General features: G+C 52.3%; 11 protein-coding genes. 8 read left to right on the top strand and 3 right to left on the bottom strand.

Going from position 1 to position 16,447, the window contains the following annotated elements; translation table 11 throughout:
• Positions 1-43: 43 nt before the first annotated feature.
• Both GQ51_RS03040 and GQ51_RS03035 read right to left on the bottom strand, forming a co-directional pair.
• Complete coding sequence (locus GQ51_RS03040) at positions 44-550, bottom strand: DNA-deoxyinosine glycosylase (protein ID WP_047549623.1); 507 nt, start codon at positions 548-550, stop codon at positions 44-46.
• Positions 551-585: 35 nt separating this feature from the next.
• Positions 586-765 (bottom strand): DUF3012 domain-containing protein, encoded by a 180-nt coding sequence (locus GQ51_RS03035; RefSeq protein ID WP_047549620.1) that lies wholly within the window; start codon positions 763-765, stop codon positions 586-588.
• A gap of 249 nt (positions 766-1,014) precedes the next feature.
• Between GQ51_RS03035 and dnaE the strand changes: the two genes are divergently transcribed.
• From dnaE to tilS, 3 genes are all read left to right on the top strand, one after another.
• The gene (gene dnaE, locus GQ51_RS03030; RefSeq protein WP_047549617.1) at positions 1,015-4,497 is read left to right on the top strand and encodes a DNA polymerase III subunit alpha; all 3,483 of its coding nucleotides are present in this window, start codon (positions 1,015-1,017) and stop codon (positions 4,495-4,497) included.
• A 207-nt stretch (positions 4,498-4,704) separates the two neighbouring features.
• On the top strand, positions 4,705-5,676 hold the full coding sequence (locus tag GQ51_RS03020; RefSeq protein ID WP_047549610.1) for an acetyl-CoA carboxylase carboxyltransferase subunit alpha: 972 nt from the start codon (positions 4,705-4,707) through the stop codon (positions 5,674-5,676).
• The gene (gene tilS / locus GQ51_RS03015; RefSeq protein WP_047549608.1) at positions 5,645-7,066 is read left to right on the top strand and encodes a tRNA lysidine(34) synthetase TilS; all 1,422 of its coding nucleotides are present in this window, start codon (positions 5,645-5,647) and stop codon (positions 7,064-7,066) included. Before GQ51_RS03020 ends, tilS begins: the two co-directional genes overlap by 32 nt.
• A 31-nt stretch (positions 7,067-7,097) precedes the next feature.
• Here tilS and GQ51_RS03010 read toward each other — a convergent pair whose 3' ends face one another.
• A complete protein-coding gene (locus GQ51_RS03010) occupies positions 7,098-7,727 on the bottom strand; it encodes an arylesterase (RefSeq protein ID WP_235276155.1) in 630 nt (209 codons plus the stop codon).
• An 86-nt stretch (positions 7,728-7,813) separates the two neighbouring features.
• On the opposite strand from GQ51_RS03010, the gene GQ51_RS03005 reads away from it, so the two are divergent.
• The 5 genes from GQ51_RS03005 (at position 7,814) to purT (ending at position 16,443) form a co-directional block, all read left to right on the top strand.
• On the top strand, positions 7,814-8,497 hold the full coding sequence (locus GQ51_RS03005) for an ABC transporter ATP-binding protein (RefSeq protein WP_047549602.1): 684 nt from the start codon (positions 7,814-7,816) through the stop codon (positions 8,495-8,497).
• Complete coding sequence (locus tag GQ51_RS03000; RefSeq protein WP_235276154.1) at positions 8,497-11,013, top strand: ABC transporter permease; 2,517 nt, start codon at positions 8,497-8,499, stop codon at positions 11,011-11,013. Before GQ51_RS03005 ends, GQ51_RS03000 begins: the two co-directional genes overlap by 1 nt.
• Before the next feature lie 214 nt (positions 11,014-11,227).
• Positions 11,228-13,627 (top strand): TonB-dependent receptor, encoded by a 2,400-nt coding sequence (locus GQ51_RS02995; protein WP_047549599.1) that lies wholly within the window; start codon positions 11,228-11,230, stop codon positions 13,625-13,627.
• Between the two features lie 30 nt (positions 13,628-13,657).
• Entirely contained in the window at positions 13,658-15,070 is a 1,413-nt protein-coding gene (locus GQ51_RS02990; protein WP_047549595.1) for a sigma-54-dependent transcriptional regulator, read from the top strand.
• A gap of 173 nt (positions 15,071-15,243) precedes the next feature.
• Positions 15,244-16,443 (top strand): formate-dependent phosphoribosylglycinamide formyltransferase, encoded by a 1,200-nt coding sequence (gene purT / locus GQ51_RS02985; RefSeq protein ID WP_047549592.1) that lies wholly within the window; start codon positions 15,244-15,246, stop codon positions 16,441-16,443.
• Positions 16,444-16,447 lie beyond the last annotated feature (4 nt).

The raw sequence follows: 16,447 nt of genomic DNA, 5'->3' as shown, positions 1-16,447 counted from the left end.
AGGCGGGAATGACATTGAATTTCATTAGAGCGACAGGCTATTCTTAAATATTCGGTTGGATCGCGGCTCGCCATGCCATGACCTTGTTTTCAAAAGGCATGCCGGCATGGGCAGGGCTGGTCGAGGGTAACCGGATATATTTCACGGAAAAATCCCCAAGTAACGGTAACACACGCTTTTTGAAGATTTTTTCAGCACTGCCGCCATTAAAGCAAATGACGTTAATCCCCGGATGTCGCTGAATAAGCGCTTTAATGTCATTGGCTTTTGCAGAATCCATCTCAATAGCCGCATCCAGGCTTCCCGGGCGTATACAGCTTTCAAGCACATCCCATAATGCAATATTGAAGTGTTTTAGTTTTTCAACCCGAGTTTCGTAACCATCAACTGCAGGTATGTCCAATACCGCTTCCATAATCTTCCAGAATGCATTCCGTGGATGCGCATAATATTGCCCCGCGGCCAGCGAGGCGACGCCAGGCATGGAGCCAAGGATCAGCACACGTGGCGAATCGCCTTCGATCGGCGCGAAACTGCTAACGGTGGTCATGGTGCGCGACGAGCAGAGAGTGATTGATGTAAGCGCTACTTGATGATGCAGTGTTTTGCAAAATCAGCCGCTTCATTCATGCTCCAGTCACCGGCTGGTTTGGCTTTGAGGTTGGCACACCACTGGTCGCTGCCGATTTCCGGTGCGCAACCCCATAAAGGAATTGCCAGGAGGGAGAGCAGGGCGCATATGGTAAAACGAGTTGTTTTATTCATGGCAAAAATCCTTGAGGTTCAGGTTCTTGGTATTCAGCATTATCGTATTGTTTTGTATCGTTGAAAATACAGCAAGACATTATTGGATTGTGTTGTACAGCTTAATGCGTTTGTACTGAATGTGCACGGTATTTATTGCAGGTGTTAAGCCGAGGATGAATGCGCTGCTATGCTTTAAAAACATATCCATTTAAAAATGGGTATAAATGACGCTAAAAAAGCAGAGGTAAATAAGGTAAAATTTGCCTTATGTCAGAGACCAGTCAAACACATCCAGCAGTACCTGTATTCGTCCATTTGCGTTGCCACAGTGAATATTCCATTGTGGATGGCATCGTGCGGATTGATGACTACGTGAAGCACGCCGCTGATGACCGCATGCCTGCATTGGCGCTTACCGACCTGAACAATCTTTTCGGTGCCATCAAGTTTTACAAGGCCGCACGCGGCAAAGGTGTCAAGCCCATCATCGGCTGTGATATCTGGCTGGAAAACCCGGTTAACCGCGAACAGCCTTCACGTGCCTTGCTGCTGTGCCAGACGCATGCGGGTTACCTTCTGTTGTGTCAGCTGTTAAGCCGCGCTTATTTATCCAACCAGTACCGTGGCCGCGCTGAGTTCAAGCAGGAGTGGTTCGCTGAATGCGGCACCAATGGTTTGCTGATGCTTTCCGGCGCGATGGCTGGCGATGTTGGCCAGGCATGTGTGCAGGGTAACCAGGCAGCTGCGGTTAAGCTTGCCGCTACCTGGAAAGACTTGTTCCCCGATCGCTTTTATCTTGAAGTGCAGCGCATCGCGGTAGGCGCGCAAAAAACAGCGGAAGAACAATATATCCAGCATGTGCGTGCGATTGCCGCACAGCTTGAATTGCCGGTGGTGGCAACGCACCCGATACAATTCACTACGCCGGATGATTACCGTGCGCACGAAGCACGCACCTGCATTGCCGAGGGGTATGTGCTTGCCGATACGCGCCGTCCCAAGAACTTTACCACTGAGCAGTATTTCAAGACGCAGGCTGAAATCAGTACGCTGTTTGCCGATATGCCGGAGGCGCTTGCCAACAGCGTGGAAATCGCCAAACGCTGTAACCTGGCTTTGACGCTGGGTAAAAATTACCTGCCGAATTTCCCGACGCCTAATGGCGAAAGCCTGAATGACTACCTGATTGCAGAGGCAAAGAGCGGCCTGCTTAAACGCCTGGAAGTGCTGTATCCGGATGAGGGTAAGCGCGCAGCCAAGCAGCCCGCTTATGATGCGCGGCTGGATTTTGAAACCGGCGTGATTAACCAGATGGGGTTTGCCGGTTACTTTCTGATCGTGGCCGATTTTATCAACTGGGCAAAGAATAATGGCGTGCCGGTAGGGCCGGGCCGTGGTTCCGGCGCGGGTTCCGTGGTTGCTTATAGTCTGGGCATTACCGATCTTGATCCGCTCGAATACAACCTGCTGTTCGAGCGTTTTTTGAACCCGGACCGTGTTTCCATGCCTGACTTTGATATTGACTTCTGCCAGGAGGGCAGGGATCGCGTCATTGATTACGTGAAGCAGAAATACGGTATCGACGCGGTATCGCAGATCGCCACCTTCGGTACCATGGCGGCAAAGGCCGTGATTCGCGATGTCGGCCGAGTGCTTGACTTGCCGTTTAACTTTGTAGACGGCATTGCCAAGCTGATTCCGCTGGAACTGGGCATCACGTTATCAGGTGCGCTTGAAAAAGAGCCGCAGCTGGCCGAGCGGCGCGAGAATGAAGAGGAAGTGCGTGAACTGCTGGAGCTGGCATTACGGCTGGAAGGCCTGACACGTAATATCGGCATGCACGCGGGCGGTGTGCTGATATCGCCGGGCAAGATTTCTGACTTTTCTCCTGTTTATTGTCAGGCGGATGGCGCCAGCCTGGTAAGCCAGTATGATAAAGACGATGTGGAGGCGGTGGGCCTGGTCAAGTTCGACTTTCTGGGGCTGCGCACACTGACCATTCTGGATATGGCACTCGAGAATGCCAATAAGCAGCGTGCCGAGAACAACCTGCCGCCATTGTCGTTCGAAGACCTGCCGATCGATGACAAGCCTACGTTCCAGCTGCTGAAAACCGCGAATACTACCGCGGTGTTCCAGCTTGAGTCGCGTGGCATGAAAGACATGCTCAAGCAGGCGATGCCGGATTGCTTCGAAGATATTATCGCGCTGGTGGCGCTGTACCGTCCGGGACCGATGGATCTGATCCCGGATTTCTGCCGACGCAAGCACGGCAAGCAACGTGTGGAATATCCGCATCCGCTGACGGAGCCTATCCTGAAAGAAACTTATGGGATTGCCGTTTACCAGGAGCAGGTGATGCAGATTGCCCAGGTGGTGGCTGGTTACAGTCTGGGTGGCGCTGACTTGCTGCGCCGCGCCATGGGTAAGAAGAAAAAAGAGGAAATGGATGCCCAGCGTAAGATCTTTACCGAAGGTGCAACCAAGAATGACATGACCGAGAAGCAGGCCAGCGAACTGTTTGACCTGCTTGAAAAATTTGCCGGTTATGGTTTCAATAAATCGCATGCGGCTGCCTATGCTCTGGTGGCTTACCAGACCGCATACCTGAAAAAGCATTATCCGGCTGCATTCCTTGCCGCAACCATGTCGGCAGATATGAACAACACCGACAGCGTGCATATCTTCTATGATGATTGCGTGGTCAATCATGTAGAAGTGCTGCCGCCGGATGTGAATGAAAGCGAATTCAAGTTCAGGCCTATCAGCAAAACCCAGGTGCTATATGGCCTGGGCGCCATCAAAGGTACAGGCTTGGCGGCGATTGAGGTGATTCTGCAGTCGCGCAGGAAAGACGGGCCATTCAAGGACTTGTTTGATTTCTGCAGCCGTCTTGACCTGCGAAAAGTAAACCGTCGCGTGATTGAGTCGCTGATTCGCGCCGGCGCATTTGACAAGCTGGAACCGAACCGCAATGCCTTGCTGTCCGGCGTGGCGCTGGCCATCAGCGCGGCCGAGCAGACGAATGCCCATAGCAACCAGAACAGCCTGTTCGGTGAAATATCAGACCAGTCCGTGCATGTGCTGCCGGATGTGCCGGCCTGGAGCGAGCAGCAAAAACTGCAGGAAGAGAAAACCGCATTAGGCTTTTATTTAAGCGGCCACCCTTACTGGGCATACCAGAAAGACTTGAGTAATTTTATAACCACAAGCCTGGCGAGCTTAACACCGCGTGAACAGCCGCAGCTGCTGGCCGGCATCGTATCCGGCATACGTATCCGCATGACGGCGCGCGGCAAGATGGCGATTGTCGGCATTGATGACGGCACGACACGGATTGAAGTGGTGGTTGGCAATGAACTGCTGAACCAGTCGCAGCAACTGTTGAAAGATGACCAGCTGGTGATTGTGGAAGGGCGCGTCAGCAATGATGAGTTCTCGGGCGGCATTCGTGTCAATGCGAGAAAACTGCATGATCTGTCGAGCCTGAGAAACAGCAGGGCGAGCTTTTTGAAAATTTCATGTAACGGTCAGGCGGATGCCGCGAAATTAAAAGCGCTGCTGCAACCTTACTGCGTGAACGCCTCAGATGAGCAGCGCGGCTGCGCGGTCAAGGTTGAATACAATAATAAAACCAGCAGAGTGGAGCTGATGCTGGGAAATGCGTGGCGTGTTGACCTGCATGATGAACTGATTGCCGGCTTAACGCAGTGGTTAAGCAAGAATAACGTAAAAATCCTATATAATTAGCGCGCAATTATGCATTTGAATGAATACTGCGTTGTTGAGCCTTGCCGTACTCGTTGTACTGTCTGCGACTCAACGCCTTGTCTTAATTCAAATGCATAACAGCGCAGTTGGGTTTCAAAATTTCGTGTCTTTTGTGTTTTTCGCAGATAGTTTTAATCTACCCAACAATATTTTTGAGAACAAAGTGTTATTAACCGAGTTGAATGCATGAAAATTACCTATTTAGATTTTGAACAGCCAATCGCTGAACTGGAAGCCAAGATTGAGAGCTTGCGTACATCGCATGATGACCATGACAATCTGGATATTTCTAAAGAATTGGATGCGCTGGAAAAGAAGAACAAAAAGCTATCGGCAGACATCTACGGTAACTTGTCTGCCTGGCAGATCTCACAGCTGGCGCGCCATCCGCAGCGCCCTTATACACTGGACTATATCAACGCGCTGTTTACCGATTTTGAAGAACTGCATGGCGACCGCGCGTACGCGGATGACCCGGCGATTGTCGGCGGCCTTGCCAGGTTTGAAGGTCAGCCGGTCATGGTGATCGGCCATCAGAAAGGCCGCGATATTAAAGAGCGTCAATACCGCAATTTCGGTATGCCGCGTCCTGAAGGCTATCGTAAAGCATTGCGTTTATACCGTTTGGCTGAAAAATTCCATATCCCGGTTGTTACGCTGATCGACACCCCGGGTGCTTATCCGGGTATCGGAGCCGAGGAGCGAGGCCAGTCAGAGGCGATTGCCCGTAACCTCTATGTAATGGCAGAGCTCAAAACCCCCATCATCGGCGTCATCATCGGTGAGGGCGGCTCAGGCGGGGCGCTGGCTTTGGGCGTTGTCGACCAGCTGCTAATGCTGCAATACGGCACTTATTCCGTTATTTCACCTGAAGGCTGCGCTTCCATTCTGTACAAGAGTGCAGATAAAGCCTCTGTAGCGGCCGAGTCGCTGGCAATCACTGCGGACCGTCTTAAAGCCCTGGGGCTGGTAGACAGAATCGTGCCTGAACCAGTAGGCGGTGCGCATCGCTCACCTGAGGCGATGATGGAAACACTGCGTGCCGCACTTAAAGAAGAATTAACCCGCTTTAAAACCAAATCAATCAAATCATTGTTGGTAACCCGTTACGAACGATTGATGAGTTATGGCAAATTCAAAGAAGTCGCAGAAAAATAGCGCTTTTTTGAATCGGAAAGCCAACAGCAGCACCGAAACTGTCACGCACGCATTGAGCCTGGGGCTTGATGCGTTTCTTGTTAATCACCTCCAGGCCAGTGACTTCAAGTCAACGTTATTGCTGGCCTTGAGCGGCGGCCTCGATTCTGCTGTCCTGCTGCAATTGCTGGCAGAAGCCAGAACCAAGATTCCGTTTGAATTACATGCCATGCATGTGCACCATGGCCTTAGCGTAAATGCCGATAGCTGGGCAGCTTTCTGTGCAGCGCAATGCAGGCAGCTCAATGTGCCTTTGCAGGTCGTGCATGTGAATGTTGCCAGTAACCCCGATTACAGGAACAGCGAGCAGGGCATCGAGGCTGAGGCGCGCCAGCTGCGGTATAACGCCCTGTTCAGCTATACATCAGGCGGGCGGGCGCCCGATTTTGTCCTGACCGCACACCATCAGGATGATCAGGCTGAAACGCTGCTGCTGCAGTTGTTCAGGGGCGCCGGTGTTAAAGGATTGTCTTCAATGGCAGCTGCAGATCATGCTAGGCGGCTGCTGAGGCCACTGCTCGGTGTTTCGCGCCAATCGCTGCTGGCATACGCATTGCAGCACGGCATGCAATGGTGTGATGATGAAAGCAATGACAATACGCAATATGAGCGCAATTTTGTGCGCCATGAAGTGATGCCGGTGTTGGAATCACGCTTTAAAAGCATCAAGGCTGTGCTCGCCAGGACTGCATCGCATATGGCCGAGGCAAGCGAACTGCTTGAGGTGCTGGCGCGGCAGGATGCTGAAAACCTTCTTGCGGATAACAGTATCTGCCTGCCGGAACTGGGGCAGTTGACCAATGCACGCGCTAAGAACGTGCTGCGCTGGTGGTTTTCAGGCAACGGGCTGGCGATGCCTGCAGCCGAACACCTGAATGAAATTGTCGACCAGTTATTCAACTCAAGGAAAGATGCCGACCTGAATATCAGGCTGCAACACCTGTATCTGCGTAAATACCGGCACCGGGCTTATCTGTGTGAAGATAAAGCTGCTGAACCATTTGATATGGTGTGGAATGGTGAGCCGGAGCTGATACTGCCCAGCGGCGGCAAGCTGCTGTTCAAGCCGGTGATTGGCGCTGGGCTTGCGCTCAAACAGGGCGTGACTAAACTCAGGATCACCAACCGTGATGGCGGAGAGCGCTTTAAACCGGATGCGCTAAGACCGACCAGGACGCTTAAATACCTGTTGCAGGAAGTGAATATGCCACCCTGGCAGCGCCAGTATATGCCGCTGGTCTACTGGGAAGATAAGCTGGCGTGCGTACCAGGTATTGGCATCAGCTGTGAGTTGCAGGCGCAGGCGAATGAACCTGGCCTGGAAATAAGCTGGCAGGATTCTGCACGCTAGCCGGAAGGCAGGTGCTCCGGCTCCGGTACGGTCAACGGCTGCTCTTTTTAAGCAGGCGCTGCAATTCAGGCCAGATATTTTCGAGGATAATCGGTTGGCCAAGTGCATTCGGGTGCAATCCGTCTGCCTGAATCAGCTGTGGTTTTACCGCTATATTTTCCAGCATGAACGGTACGACCGGGATGTTGTGCCGGGAGGCTAAGGCGGTATAAACCTGGCTGAATTCCTGGGTATATTGCCGGCCATAGTTAGGCGGTATTTTCATGCCGACCAACAGCACTCTGGCGCCGGATTTTTTGCTTAACTGAATCATTGCATCAAGATTTTCACGCATGTTTTTTACCGGCAGGCCGCGTAAGCCATCATTGGCGCCGAGCTCAATGATGATGGTTTGCGGTTTGTTCTGCGCAAGCGTGCGAGCAAGGCGGGTCAGGCCGCCACTGGTGGTTTCACCGCTGATGCTGGCATTGATGACGTCTATCCCTGGGTTTTCGCGGTGGAGTTTTTCCTTCAGCAAAGCCACCCAGCCCTGCTGCTGTGGAATGCCATATGCGGCAGACAGGCTGTCGCCATAGATTAAAATGCTGGGGTTTGCCGCAAATGCGGGCGTGGCCCATGCAACGAAACTGATTAAACACAGACTAACAATTGAATTTTTCAATCCTGATGTTTCAAGACCTGATGTTTCAAGGCTCGATGTTTCAGGTTTTGAATCCTTAAATCTGGAAAATAAACGGAATAACATTGATGCAGAACTCCCCAATCATTCAAGCGAACGATCTCTATTATGAAATTATTAATCATGATAACCAAATTCGCATTCTACAAGGCTTGAACCTGAATATCTTTGCCGGTGAGCAGGTCGCCATCATCGGCAGTTCCGGCTCGGGAAAATCCACTTTATTAAGTTTGCTCGCAGGGTTGGATATCCCAACGGCAGGTTCAGTTCAAATTCAGGGTGCAATGTTCAGCAAGCTGGATGAAGACGGACGCGCTGCAGTACGCTCCGCCAGTATGGGATTCGTATTCCAGTCATTCCAGCTGCTTCCGGCGTTGACTGCGCTGGAGAATGTCATGCTGCCTTTGCAGCTGAAAAATCAGCCCAATGCAAAAGCGCTGGCTTTGGAAGCATTGAATAAAGTAGGTTTAAGCGGACGCGTGACGCATTATCCCAAACAATTATCGGGTGGTGAGCAGCAGCGTGTAGCCATAGCCCGGGCTTTTGCCACGCAGCCGGCCATACTGTTCGCCGATGAGCCCACAGGTAACCTGGATCATGCGACCGGGCAGATGATTATTGAATTGCTGTTCCGGATGAATGCCGAGGCAGGAACCACATTGGTCCTGGTCACGCATGACACACAGCTGGCTAATCGTTGCCAGCGCCAGCTGAAGCTGGCCGGTGGCGTACTGCAAGAGGTGGCTCACTGATGCAGGCTATCATGCGTAACTTTATATTGGCCGGGGCGCAATGCCTGAGTTTATGGCGTGCCGGGGCGCTCAGGGTACTGGTGTTTGCGCTGGCTCTGGCAGTGTCGGCAATTACTGCCGTAGGTTTTTTTACCGAACGCGTCGAGTCTGCACTGAGCCAGCAGGGGGCTCTGCTGCTGGGCGGTGACCTTGCCGTGTCGGCTGACCACGAGATTCCCGCTGTATTTTCTGTGCAGGCACAAAAGCAGGGGTTTGCTGCGGTCAATACTTATGAGTTTCCAAGCATGGTGGTTGTGGGTGGCAGCAGCCAGCTGGTTGAGGTCAAGGCTGTCGGAAAACACTTCCCTTTGCGTGGCGACCTGACTTTAGGTGCGGCGTCTTCAGCTGCCGGGCAGGTCGTCAAGGCTGCGCCAGCCAGTGGCGAGGCATGGATAGAACCCAGGCTTGCGAATGCGCTGGATTTAACGGTAGGCGACCGGATTGCCGTAGGCGAGAAAAACCTGCTGGTGGCGGCAATATTGCTGCGCGAACCTTCGCGCGGCGGTGATATGTTCAGTTTTGCCCCGCGCTTGATGATGAATGCGGAAGACTTGGCTGCAACAAAGCTGATTCAATACGGCAGCCGGGTGAAATACCAGCTCTTATTGTCCGGCGACCTGAAAAAGATACAGCGTTATCAGCAGCAGATGCAGCCTGAACTGGGGCGAGGCGAACGCATGGAAGACCTGCGTAACGCACGTCCGGAAATCAAGCTTGCATTGGATAAGGCGGAACAGTTCCTGGGTCTGTCTGCCATGGTCAGCGTGATTCTGGCCATGGCAGCCATGCTGCTGTCAAGCATGCCTTATATCAGGCAGAGCCTGGATATGTTTGCCCTGATGCGCTGCTTTGGCGCTTTGCAGAATACGGTGCTGCAAGTGCTGGCGATACAGACCTTGCTGATTGCCTTTTTCAGTGCTTTGCTGGGTATCGTGATTGGCTATGCTGCGCAATTAGGTTTAGCCAGGCTGGCCGGCAGCCTGTTTGTTGAAGCGCTGCCTCCGGCTTCATTTTCACCTGCCTTGACAGGCCTTGCTGCCAGCCTGGCCATGATGGTCGCTGTGGTGGTGCCGCACGCATGGCAGATGCGCAAGCTCACCGCGATGAATATTCTCAGGCGCGAGACACTGTCCCAGCCCATGTCTGCACAGGCTAAGTTCCTGCCGGCGGCGTTGGTAATGGCTGCCATGGTTTTCTGGCAGGCGCAGGACGCCAAGATTGCGCTGTCAACCATATTGGCCATGCTTGCGCTTTGCGCTGTGGTGTTTGTTTTTTCCTATGGGCTGGTGCATCTTGCCAGGGCGTTGTTCCGCCTGTCTCCGCACAGTAAAACTTTATCGGCCGTCATGATCGGCGTGCAGGGGCTTAAAACACGGCTTGCGTTGTCTACAGTGCAGACCATAGGGTTCAGCATGGGTTTGATGGTGCTCATGTTACTGGCGCTGATACGCGGTGACCTGATCAATAACTGGCAGGCTTCGCTGCCGGCAGATGCACCTAACCGCTTTGTCATTAATGTTCAGCCGCAGCAGATCGATGGAGTGAAACAGTTTTTCAGCGCGCAGAAGATCAAAGAGGCTTCGGTCTTTCCCATGGTGAGAGCCAGGCTGCAGAAGATCAACCATGAGGTGATCAGAAGCTCGCAATGGAAAGAGGAGCGGGCAAGACGCCTGGCGGAGCGCGAGTTCAATCTGTCATGGGCCGATGTCATGCAAAGTGATAATAAACTGGTGGCCGGCCGCTGGTGGAGTGCGGACGAATATGGCAAACCTTACCTTTCACTGGAGCAGGATCTTGCAAAAACCCTGGGGATACAGTTAGGGGACCAGCTGAGTTTTGATGTTGCCGGAACGCCCCTGGTATTGACAGTAACCAGCCTGAGAAAAGTGGATTGGGATACCATGCGAGCCAACTTTTTTGCCGTGACCCCGCCTGGCGTGCTGGATAACTTCTCGGCCAATTACATCAGCAGCTTTCACCTGCCTTTAGGTGCGGATATGCCGCTGAATCAGCTGGTTAAGCAATACCCTAACCTGACTGTGATCGATATTGCGGCGCTGATGCAGCAGGTGCGCGGCATCATGCAGAAAATGAGCAGTACGGTCGAGTATGTGTTTATTTTCAGCCTGGTCACGGGGGTTGCCGTGTTATATGCCGCATTGGTCGCCACCAGGGCAGAGCGCATCTCGGAAGCAACGCTGATGCGGGTTTTCGGTGCGTCGCGACGGCAGGTGAGTGTTGCCTACTTTACCGAGTTTGCCTTGATTGGCTTGATTGCAGCATTGGTGGCGACAGTTGCCGCGAACCTGCTTGCTTACTACATCAGTGTGAAAGTGCTGGATATTCCGTTTCAATTCAACCTGGGCCTGGCCGTTTCGGCCATGCTGGTTTCTATCATGGCCATTCCTTTTGCTGCATGGTTAGGGTTGCGTGCTTACCTTAATATCCCGCCACGCCAATTGCTGAATAGTATTTAAATGCGACATTGGTTGGTGGCTGATTACAGCCACCAATGTGGCTGTAATCAGCCAATATTTCAAGTGCAGCTCTTTGCCAATCCAGCTAATTCTGCGCTTAGTGCTTGATAAATATGTACTTTTACCAGCCTGTCACGATCGGCATCTTCAGGAATGTTTTTTGCTGTTCATATAGCGGGAGAACCGCTCTTAGCTTAAGAACACAAGGAACAACATGCAGAAAACATTACAACCAAAAATAATTTTGACCGCGATTCTGGCTGCTTATGCCGTGCAGCAGAATGCAGTAGCCGCAGAAAATGGCAAAATCACGACCAATAAGGTGGAGGTGGTCAATACGACCCCGCTTGCCGGCGTAGGTTTGCCTCTGGAACAGATTCCATCAAACGTGCAGGTGGTGAATGGCGAAGCGCTGCAGGAGCAGCGCAGTTTGAATATTGCTGATTACATGAATAACAACCTGTTAGGTGTCAGCGTCAACGAGACGCAGAACAACCCATTTCAGCCGGATATCCTGTTCCGCGGGTTTTCTGCCTCACCTTTGCTGGGTACACCGCAAGGTCTTTCCGTGTTCCAGGATGGCGTACGTGTGAACGAACCATTCGGTGATGCTGTGAACTGGGACCTGATTCCCGTGAATGCAATCGCAGGCATCAACCTGATGCCGGGTTCCAACCCGGTGTTTGGCCTGAATACCCTGGGCGGCGCTTTGTCCATCGTGACTAAAAATGGCCGTACTCATCAGGGCGGTGCGGTTGAAACCAGCTTCGGCTCATGGGGTCGCAAGAACACGGCGGCTGAGTTTGGCGGTGTTTCAGCGGATGGCTCTGTTGATTATTTCATTTCCGGCAATTATTTTGATGAAGATGGCTGGCGCGATTATTCACCGACTGAAGTCAAGCAATTGTTCGGTAAAGTGGGCTGGCAGAACGCGACTTCACGCCTGGAATTAAGTTACACCGGCGCTGATAACAATATGATCGGCAACGGCCTGATTCAGGAAGAGCTCATGAGGCAGTTTGGCCGTGAAACCATCAATACCAGGCCAGACCAGACCAAAAACACCATGTCTTTCCTGAACCTGAACGGCAGCCACTGGTTCAATGATGACGTGCAGTTAACGGCCAATACCTATTACCGCCACTCAAAGCGCAAAACCCTGAATGGCGATGTGAACGATGATTTTGATTATGATGTTGACGATCAATGGGATGCAGCCTGTCTGAGTGCTGTAGGTGCGGATGACGACGATCTGGCTTCACTCAATTGCAGCGGTGCACTTAACCGCAGCACGACCAAGCAGAATGGATACGGATTCAATGCGCAGCTTGCATTCAACCAGCCTTTCATGCAGAAACAGAACCAGTTTATTGTCGGTTTTGGTTACGATCATTCGCGTATCAAGTTCAACCAGTCCACAGAGTTCGGGACCATCAATGCAACCCGCGGTGTTGATGGGTTAGGCCTGGAAAGTGATGAAGCCGCAGTGGATCTGCGCGGCAAGACCAATACCTGGGGCCTGTTCGCTACAGACACGCTTTCCTTGAATGATTTCTGGCACCTGACACTGTCCGGGCGTTATAACCATATCAAGGTGGAAAACCGTGATAAGCTGATCCCGGATGTCACTGATCCTGAAACACTCAGCGGCGACCATAGCTTCAGCAGGTTCAACCCGGCTGTAGGCTTGACCTTTACGCCGACTAAAGATTTGACCGTTTACGGCTCGTATAACGAGGGTATGCGTGCACCGACTTCGATGGAGCTTGGCTGCGCCAACCCGGCTGTGCCATGCAAACTGCCGAATGCGATGGCCGGTGACCCGCCCCTGGAAAAAGTCGTTTCCAAGACATTCGAATTCGGTGCGCGCGGTAATTTAACTTCAAATATCAAGTGGTCTGGCGCGGTGTACCGCACTGAAAACCATGACGACATCCAGTTCATTTCGACAAACGCCGCCAATGGCATGGGTTACTTCGATAACGTAGGCAAAACCCGCCGCATGGGGCTGGATCTGGGCTTGAACGGCGATATCGGCAAGTTCAGCTGGAATGCCGGCTATAGCTACCTGAAAGCCACCTATGAAAGTGATCTGTCACTGGTGAATGAGGTGAACTCAACGTCTTACACAGACATCAACGGCAATGATGTGATCGATGTGAAGAAAGGTGACCGCCTGGCTAACATGCCGGATCACGCACTCAAGATCCGCATGCAATACCAGGTGACGCCTAACTGGTCTATCGGCACCAATATCAATACATTTGCCGATGTGTATGCCCGCGGCAATGAAAACAACAAACACGTGGCGAATTCGGGTTCCGGTTACCAGGGTAGCGGCAAAGTAAGCGGCTATACGGTCGTTAACCTGGATACACGTTATAAGTTTGGTGCCAGCGGCTGGCAGGTGTTTGCCAAAGCCATCAATATTTTTGATAAAGAATATGCATCAGGCGGCTTGATGGGCGAGAGCTGGATCAATCAGAGCGGTGCATTTGCTGGCGAGGATTCTGCATCAAAACTGCTGATGCCGGGTGCACCTCGTGCGGGCTGGATTGGCGTACGTTATGATTTCGGTGCCAAAAAATCAGTGTATGATGCAAAAGCCGATTAAATAAAATCCGATTAAATCAAGGAGTCATTTTTGCAATTAGTGCATCTCAGTCCGGGTGAAAACACCCCATCGCTTAAACAGCAATTGAAAATATTGATTGTCGAAGATGAGGCGCTTTTCGCACGCGCTGTGATGCGCCGTTTGCAGAAGGCTGATTATGAATGTGCGCATGTTGAGAGTGTGCAGGATGCGCGCGACATCGTTAAGCAGTTTGCCCCGGATATCGTGTTGCTGGATATGCGCCTGCCTGACGGCAATGGCCTGGATTTGCTGCCGTTCTTCGTTGCCAAAAGCGCAATGGTGATTGTCATGACGGCGCATGGGGAAATCAGCGATGCTGTTAATGCGATGAAGCAGGGGGCTGTTGATTACCTTAAAAAACCAATCGACCTTGAAGAGCTGTTGCTGTCGATCCAGAAAGCAGAAGCGGCTGCGGCGCAGAGCAATAGCCTGGATTATTCGCGTCAGCGCAATGCTCACGCCATTGAAGGGGTTGAGCTGCTGGGAGATAGCCCGGCGATGCAGAATATTAAATCCCAGATTCATCGTATTTCCCGGTTCGTGTCATCTGATGCTATTCCGCCTACGGTGCTGATAGGCGGCGAGACCGGCACCGGCAAGGATGTAGCAGCGCGTTTGCTGCACTTATCCTGTTCCACAAACAATAATAAACCCTTTGTGCATGTAGATTGCGCATCATTACCGGCCGAGCTTATAGAAAGCGAGCTGTTCGGGCATGAAAAGGGTGCTTTTACCGGGGCGATCAATACACGTCCCGGCCTGATCGAGGCCGCGGAAGACGGCACGCTTTTTTTAGATGAAATCGGTGAGTTGCCACTAGCGCTGCAGGCAAAACTGCTGAATGTGCTGGAACGTCGCGTTGTGCGCCGTATCGGTTCGACCAAAGAGCGTGCGGTGCCGGCGCGTTTCATTGCCGCGACTAACCGGGACCTGCATGAAATGTCCCAGCTAGGGCGGTTCCGGCAGGATTTGTATTACCGTTTGAATGTAATGGGATTCACTATGCCGCCATTGCGCGAACGGGCGGGCGACATGCTGCTGCTGGCGCGGCATTTTGCAGCGCAGACCGCCAGGCGCTATGGTTTGCAGATGCCGGCATTCGCGCCGGAAGCAGTCAGCATGATTGAAAATTACACGTGGCCGGGTAATGTGCGCGAACTGAAGCATCAGGTCAGCCGTTCGGTACTGCTATGCCATAACAACCTGGTGACGGACGTGGATCTGGCGCTGCCGGTATTCCGGGCGACCGAATCCGGCCTGAATGCCAATACGCAGCAATCTGCGCTGGACTCGGCAGAAAAAGCCATATTGCTGCAGGTGCTGGCTGAGACCAGAAACAATGTTTCCGAGGCTGCGCGCAAGCTGGGCATCACTAGAATGACCATGCGCTACAGAATGGATAAGCACCAGATCAAGCATTAGGGATATAACAATTTGATTATCTGCCGATAAATTTGTTTTAGTTTTTATCTGCGTGCATCTGCGGCCAACCAGGTTTTTCTTAATCAGTTTTTTCACAATTTTGTTACATCTTCAAATTTCTTAAAAATGCCCTGCATGTTATGATTCACCCAACTAAAAACTGAAAGAATCCTATGCAGATCGGTACCCCTCTAAGCCCCAATGCAACACGTGTCATGCTGTTAGGCAGCGGTGAACTTGGCAAAGAAGTCATCATTGCATTGCAACGCCTGGGTGTGGAAGTGATTGCGGTTGACCGCTACAAAAATGCGCCTGGCCATCAGGTTGCTCACCGCGCGCATGTGATTGACATGACCAATGACCAGGCCTTGCGTGAGCTGATCGCTTTAGAGAAACCGCATTTGATCGTGCCTGAGATCGAGGCATTGAATACGGCGACACTGGCTGACATCGAGTCATCCGATATCGCAACCGTGATTCCAACCGTTAAAGCCGTACAGCTCACGATGAACCGTGAAGGTATCCGCAGGCTTGCGGCCGAAGAGCTCAAACTGCCGACCTCACCTTATGCCTTTGCCAAGAGCGAGGCTGAGCTGCAGGCAGCCATTGATGCCGGCATCGGGTACCCATGTTTCATCAAACCAACCATGTCATCTTCTGGCAAAGGCCAGTCGCGCATTACCAGTGCCAGCGAGGTCAAAACCGCGTGGGATTATGCGGCTTCAGCCGGGCGAGTCAACCAGGGGGTAGTGATTGCAGAAGGCCAGATTGATTTTGACTATGAAATCACGCTGCTGACAGTCCGTGCAAAAAATGCCCAGGGTGAGATTACAACTTATTTCTGTGAGCCTATCGGCCATGTCCAGAAAAACGGTGACTACGTAGAAAGCTGGCAGCCACAGGCGATGACGCCCAAGGCGCTGGAGGAATCCAAGCGTATTGCCAAAGCGGTGACCGATAGTTTGGGCGGTTTAGGCCTGTTTGGTGTCGAGCTGTTCATCAAAGGCGACCAGGTATGGTTCAGTGAAGTCAGCCCGCGTCCGCATGACACGGGTATGGTGACCATGGCAAGCCAGCGTTTCAGTGAGTTTGACCTGCACGCACGTGCCATCCTGGGCTTGCCTGTCGATGTTGCATTACGTGATCCGGCTGCCAGTGCCGTGATTTATGGCGGGCATGAGACCACTCAGCTGGCGTTTGACGGCGTTGAGAAAGCCCTGGCTGTGCCTGGCGCCGATATTCGCCTGTTTGGTAAACCGGAGTCATTCATGAAACGCCGCATGGGTGTGGCATTGGCAACCGGTAAAGATACCGATGAAGCCAGAGCCAGCGCCAAGCTGGCTGCCAGCTTGGTCAAGCCTACAGTGGTTTAATTGA

Source organism: Methylotenera sp. G11 (genome assembly GCF_000799735.1).
In the GTDB taxonomy this organism is placed as follows: Bacteria; Pseudomonadota; Gammaproteobacteria; order Burkholderiales; family Methylophilaceae; genus Methylotenera.
This window is presented reverse-complemented; position numbering and strand designations above follow the sequence as displayed.